Annotated in this window: 6 protein-coding genes; 1 reads left to right on the forward strand and 5 read right to left on the reverse strand. The window is 41.3% G+C overall.

Annotated features, from left to right (window positions below; translation table 11 throughout):
• Positions 1-273: 273 nt before the first annotated feature.
• The 5 genes from C4B57_11600 to C4B57_11620 form a co-directional block, all read right to left on the reverse strand.
• The gene (locus C4B57_11600) at positions 274-969 is read right to left on the reverse strand and encodes a hypothetical protein (GenBank protein ID PXF50810.1); all 696 of its coding nucleotides are present in this window, start codon (positions 967-969) and stop codon (positions 274-276) included.
• The gene (locus C4B57_11605; protein PXF50811.1) at positions 970-1806 is read right to left on the reverse strand and encodes a histidine kinase; all 837 of its coding nucleotides are present in this window, start codon (positions 1804-1806) and stop codon (positions 970-972) included.
• Positions 1799-2056, reverse strand: a complete 258-nt coding sequence (locus tag C4B57_11610; protein PXF50812.1) for a hypothetical protein — start codon at positions 2054-2056, stop codon at positions 1799-1801. Before C4B57_11610 ends, C4B57_11605 begins: the two co-directional genes overlap by 8 nt.
• A gap of 425 nt (positions 2057-2481) precedes the next feature.
• Complete coding sequence (locus C4B57_11615; GenBank protein PXF50813.1) at positions 2482-3282, reverse strand: hypothetical protein; 801 nt, start codon at positions 3280-3282, stop codon at positions 2482-2484.
• A 130-nt stretch (positions 3283-3412) separates the two neighbouring features.
• Positions 3413-4096, reverse strand: coding sequence for a hypothetical protein (locus tag C4B57_11620; GenBank protein PXF50814.1), 684 nt, complete (start codon positions 4094-4096; stop codon positions 3413-3415).
• 250 nt (positions 4097-4346) lie between these two features.
• Between C4B57_11620 and C4B57_11625 the strand changes: the two genes are divergently transcribed.
• Positions 4347-4909 (forward strand): hypothetical protein (locus tag C4B57_11625; GenBank protein ID PXF50815.1); only part of this gene is annotated, 563 nt, incomplete at its 3' end.

Genomic DNA, 4909 nt, shown 5'->3' on the forward strand with positions numbered 1-4909 from the left:
GACAGGAACCTCCAAAACCCAGTCAGTCGATATATTTATGGATTTCGCAAGCGAATAATTGAACCTGTATTTGGGCAGATGAAACATTGTCAGGGTTTCCCCGGCTTTCTCTTACGTGGACTTGAGAGCGTGTCCCGTAAATCATATCAGCCGAAGATTTCGATTCGGCCAAATTTTGGCCTTATGCCCCTCTGGACTTTCTGGAAATGCTGATTATTGAGATTCATTGTCATAAGAGCCTTATTCCACCCCCTGTTTTCCTCTATTTTATGCTCATATTGCCGTTTTTCTGTCGCCATATCTGTATAGCTTCAAAATATTGTGCGCACTGCACCATAAGGTGAATTCGTTCTTAACCTTCTCAACTATATGTCCTATAAAACTATTATTGGACTGCTTATTCTTTACAATGTTAAGTATGAGACGCCCGGTAATCCTTATAACTTCATCTCCACGGCCGAAGCCATAATAGTCATTGAAGGGTTTAAAATAATCAAGGTCCGCATACGCAAAGGCAAACTCTTTGCCCTTATCAAGCCTGTCCTGTATCTGCCTGTTTATTGAAATATTCCCTGGGAGCCTTGTTAAAGGATTGATCTCGACAACCCTTTTCGATCTAAGAATACATAAATTAACCCTTGTAAGTATTTCTCTTTCAAGCTCGGTTTCCCAAATATAATCTTCAGCAAATGAGAAATCCCATCTGGAGATATCAAACTGATCAGGCAAAACAGCAAGAACAGGCAATTGATTAAATATGGGATCTTTCTTTAGACTATTAAGGATATTGATTGTGAAAGAATCATCCATATTGATAGCAAGAATCATCAGATCTGGCATAGAATTATAGATATAGTCCAGGGCAGGCTCTATCTTGCTGAAAACAAGTATCTTGTACAAATTTTTCAAGACACTTTCTATGATATTTATTGAAATGATATATTGGGAGACAATTACAATTGTATTCATTTATAGAGATAGTTCTTCCGTTACCTCCAGGGAATCTTCCATTTCTTCTAGTATCTCTCTCAGGTCCGTTTCACTCAATTTAAGGACCTCAAAAGCGGCGGGATTTAGCGCGGGCACAAAGGGATCACCGGCAAAACCCACCCCGTTTGCCCGCAGGAGAATATCAGCCAGATGAACAATTGCGGTTTCGATGGGGGCACTTTTTGAGAGATGGGGTCTGTGATGATATCTTATGACTTCTATCAAGTTGCGAGGGAAAAGCCATTTTTCTGCCAACCAGGATCCTATGTCGGCATGATTAGCAACAAAGTGATCTCCTTCTATCTCAGCTATTGTAATATCCTTGAGTTTCGCTTCATTCATTGCTTCTTTGTATTCCTTGGGGAACTCAAGGATTAAGATGATCTTTCCTATGTCATGGAGTAGCCCCGCTGCATAAACGTCATCGTAGTCCTTTAGCCCCTTCCTTTTGGCCATTAGCCTTGATGTAATGGCACACCCGAGAGAGTGTTCCCATAGCCCGAGCATAGCATTCTGCATGAGTTCAAATACAGAGACGCCGACAAGCAATCCCCTTATGACATTCGAGCCAAGAAGTACCGTTGCATGAGATGCAGAAGAAATTCTGCCTGGAAACCCATAGAATGCTGAATTAACCATCTTTAGAATTTTGGTGGTCAGAGCAGGATCATTTGATATAAAATTACCGATTTCTTTCAAAGATATTGTGGGATCCTCTATAATTTTTGAAATCCGTTTCAGGGTGCTTGGTATCGTTGGGAGGTTATTGATATTTTCAACTTTCCTGCGCAGACTTTTTATGTCCATGTCAATCATACAAGCCCTCTATATGTTCCTTTACCAGCTTTTTTAACATATTCATATACGGCCTGTCCTCCACGTTTTTGAATCTCCGGTCCAGTTGCGCAAGTGCTTCATCTTTCGGTATGTCCTGCTGAGACGGACCATCTATATAGACACCATTGATTTCCATGTCTTGGATCTTCTTTATCAATGTTTCTGTCAGTTTTGTATCCTTGCTGAGCAGGACTATATTCCCCTTGGTCACGGGCCTCGCAAGGTTCATCCCCGGCTCGAGTTTATCTACAGGAACTTTTGGAACAGTTATTCTCCCTTCGTTTAGCCTAATCCTGAATATCAAAATAAAATAAGGATATTAAGATAAATTAACTGGCTACCTGCTATCAGAATAAAACAAAAAGCCGTCTGTTAATGACCAAATATGGATGAGTTCCCTAAAGGTCTTCCCGTATGATAAACGGCGTTCTGTCATACCATATGCAACAAATTATTGTAGAAATTCTATAGGGTTCAGCCAAGAAAATCAAGGAGGACTGGTGTTGTCAGGTGCCATTCCTGTTTCGTGAGTGCCTGGTATGGTCAAACGAATTACGTCGAGCGTGATGGACGAGATGCGACACCCGCATTCTGCTGAAAAAAACAAGGAAGGTCCTGGGTTCTGCTCAAGCGAAATCACTAAATCAGATCTTTTCAAGTATAATCTGAAGTAATTCGAATTATCTCTCTCTGCCTTTTAAACACATACCTGATGATCATCTCTCGATCATCTTCTGATAATTCTACAAATTTGACAGCAATACAATATCTGCCTTTTTTCTCTGACTTTGTAACCTTTCTCACTTCTCCAAGGACATCTATCTGGGTTTGAGTAGCCAGGGGCAAGAAAATCCTAAGGGCAATAATATCGCCAATTGAAAAGGCCTGATCCGCAATAAATCTTATTCCTGCCCCACTAATATTTACATTTTCATTCTTACTAACCGCATATTTTTCAGCGCGCTTGTCTTCCAATATATCCAAAATACGATCCATCTTCAGATTTGCCTGATATATAAGTTCATAAAGTAATCTTAAATCAACTTCTTCAATTTCAGGCGTTTTAAGAGGTTCGCCAAATATATTCTTGTATATAACTATTGGTCTATCTCTGTATTTCTTATAATTTTCCTGTGAAACTTTTTTGTAATGAACTTTCAGTATATTATCTACTCTTAAATACTTTCTGCCACACACTCTGGTGGCCTTAACTTCTGGAAAATCTTTTGAATCAATAATATTATAGCATATACTGTTTTTTAAAATATAAATGTCTGTGCCAACCGGGGGTGTCATTTTTTTGTCATCTACTTCAAATTCAATGACTATTACCTCATCCGACGAACTTTTTATATGACCTCTGGTGTTTATTACCTTGTCGCCATAAGTGAAACTGATATCTAATCCGGTCCCTGGCTTAAGCTCAACCTGTGTCTGCTCATTAATAGATTCCATAGAATATGACTCCCTGGGTCTGTAAGCCTGATATATGTTCAGTGAAGTCCGTGATCAGTTTGGGTATCGGCTTCCAGCCGGCTCTTTAAATAATACGCATTTTTTATGCCAGATCCCTCATTATTTACTATCAAGGCCATGAAAGACTGGTTGACAGAACAGGGCGTTCAGAAGATATTGACGGGACTTCTTGAGTATCTTTCTTTTTATTATCCCGAATAATATATTCAGACAGTGCTGTTGCAGCATCTTTCCATTGGTACCACTGTTGGGGATAATTGAGTATGTAGCCCTCAAGCCTGTGCCACGCCCTGGCAGCCAAAGATTCGTCTTTGCGACCGTCTGCAAGAGGCTCAATACATAACGTAAATCCTCTTTTTTCTCGCTTCATGAGTCCCATAAGTGCAGGCACTTTTGCCCTGTCGTATAGAAAGTCCAGTGTCCTGTCCTGTGGCACAGTGTGGCCGAAGACTGAAATTCGCTTATCAGGATACGGGCGCCACTCTGAGAATTCATCGCATTCGGTGATCAGGATTCTACCGCTCTTAATGGCCCGGAGCGCCCTGAATGCCACTTTAGGTTCACTGGCATCTATCAATACAACATCAAACTCTCTTGCCCTTTTTATAAGTTCCTCTTTCAGCTTCTTTGTCTTGAACCGGCATATCAATGCGATCTTGTAGCCGTTCATGGCCAATGAAAGCGGAAGGAACTCCACTGCCCCGAAGTGTCCGGTAACAAAGATGCACCCTTTCCCGTTTTTTGCGACATTGTCCAGATAGCTCTTGTTTTTTATATGTAGACGCAGTCGCAAAAAAATCAATCATTTTAGATAAGGGTCTATGGGCCATTATTAATTTTTCAAAGTAGTGATCAAAAATTCCCGTAAAGGTTTTGATCGAGTCCAAATAAGACGTCTGTTTTTTGACATTAAGCCTTAAGACATGGTTCAGGCAGAGTAATATCTTCATTCTGTCAGTCCGTTTTAAGGAGAAGTATAAAAACCCCAGTAGATAGAGATAGATGCGCAGGCATATAAATGGTGAAAACCTGGCCAATTTTACATTGAAGGAAAGTTGAAAGAACTGACTCAAGCCGAGACCGGCGACATTTTGGTGGCCACAAGTGAAGTCGAATACAAAGAAGTTTGTGCCCGTTGCCCTGATTTTACAGCATATCCCTGTCGTTATGTCTGCATAAGCATCAGTGATACCGGTCCCGGTATCGAGCCGGAAGCCATGGACCGGATATTTGACCCCTTTTTTACAACCAAAGAAGTGGGCAAGGGATCCGGGCTCGGGCTTGCCATGGCCTATGGGATTGTAAAAAACAGTAAAGGATGTGTCCATGTTGAAAGCAGGAGTGGAAAGGGAACCACCTTTGAGCTCTTTTTCCCCGTGTCAGAGTCTGTTGCAGGGCCGGGAAAAGAACCTTCAAAAAATCCTGCTCTGGACGGAAATGAGACCATCCTGGTTGTTGACGATGAAGAAATTGTCAGGGACTGGATATTTCATATAAGCGCAGGCGAATTTTGTGACGCAGCACAGGAGGCTCTTTTGAGCCTTCAGAGGCAAGCTGTGATCGTCTTTTCTCAAGCTATGGGTAAAAATACCACCATAGCCAGGAT

This window comes from Deltaproteobacteria bacterium, from assembly GCA_003194485.1.
Lineage (GTDB): Bacteria > Desulfobacterota > Dissulfuribacteria > Dissulfuribacterales > UBA3076 > UBA3076.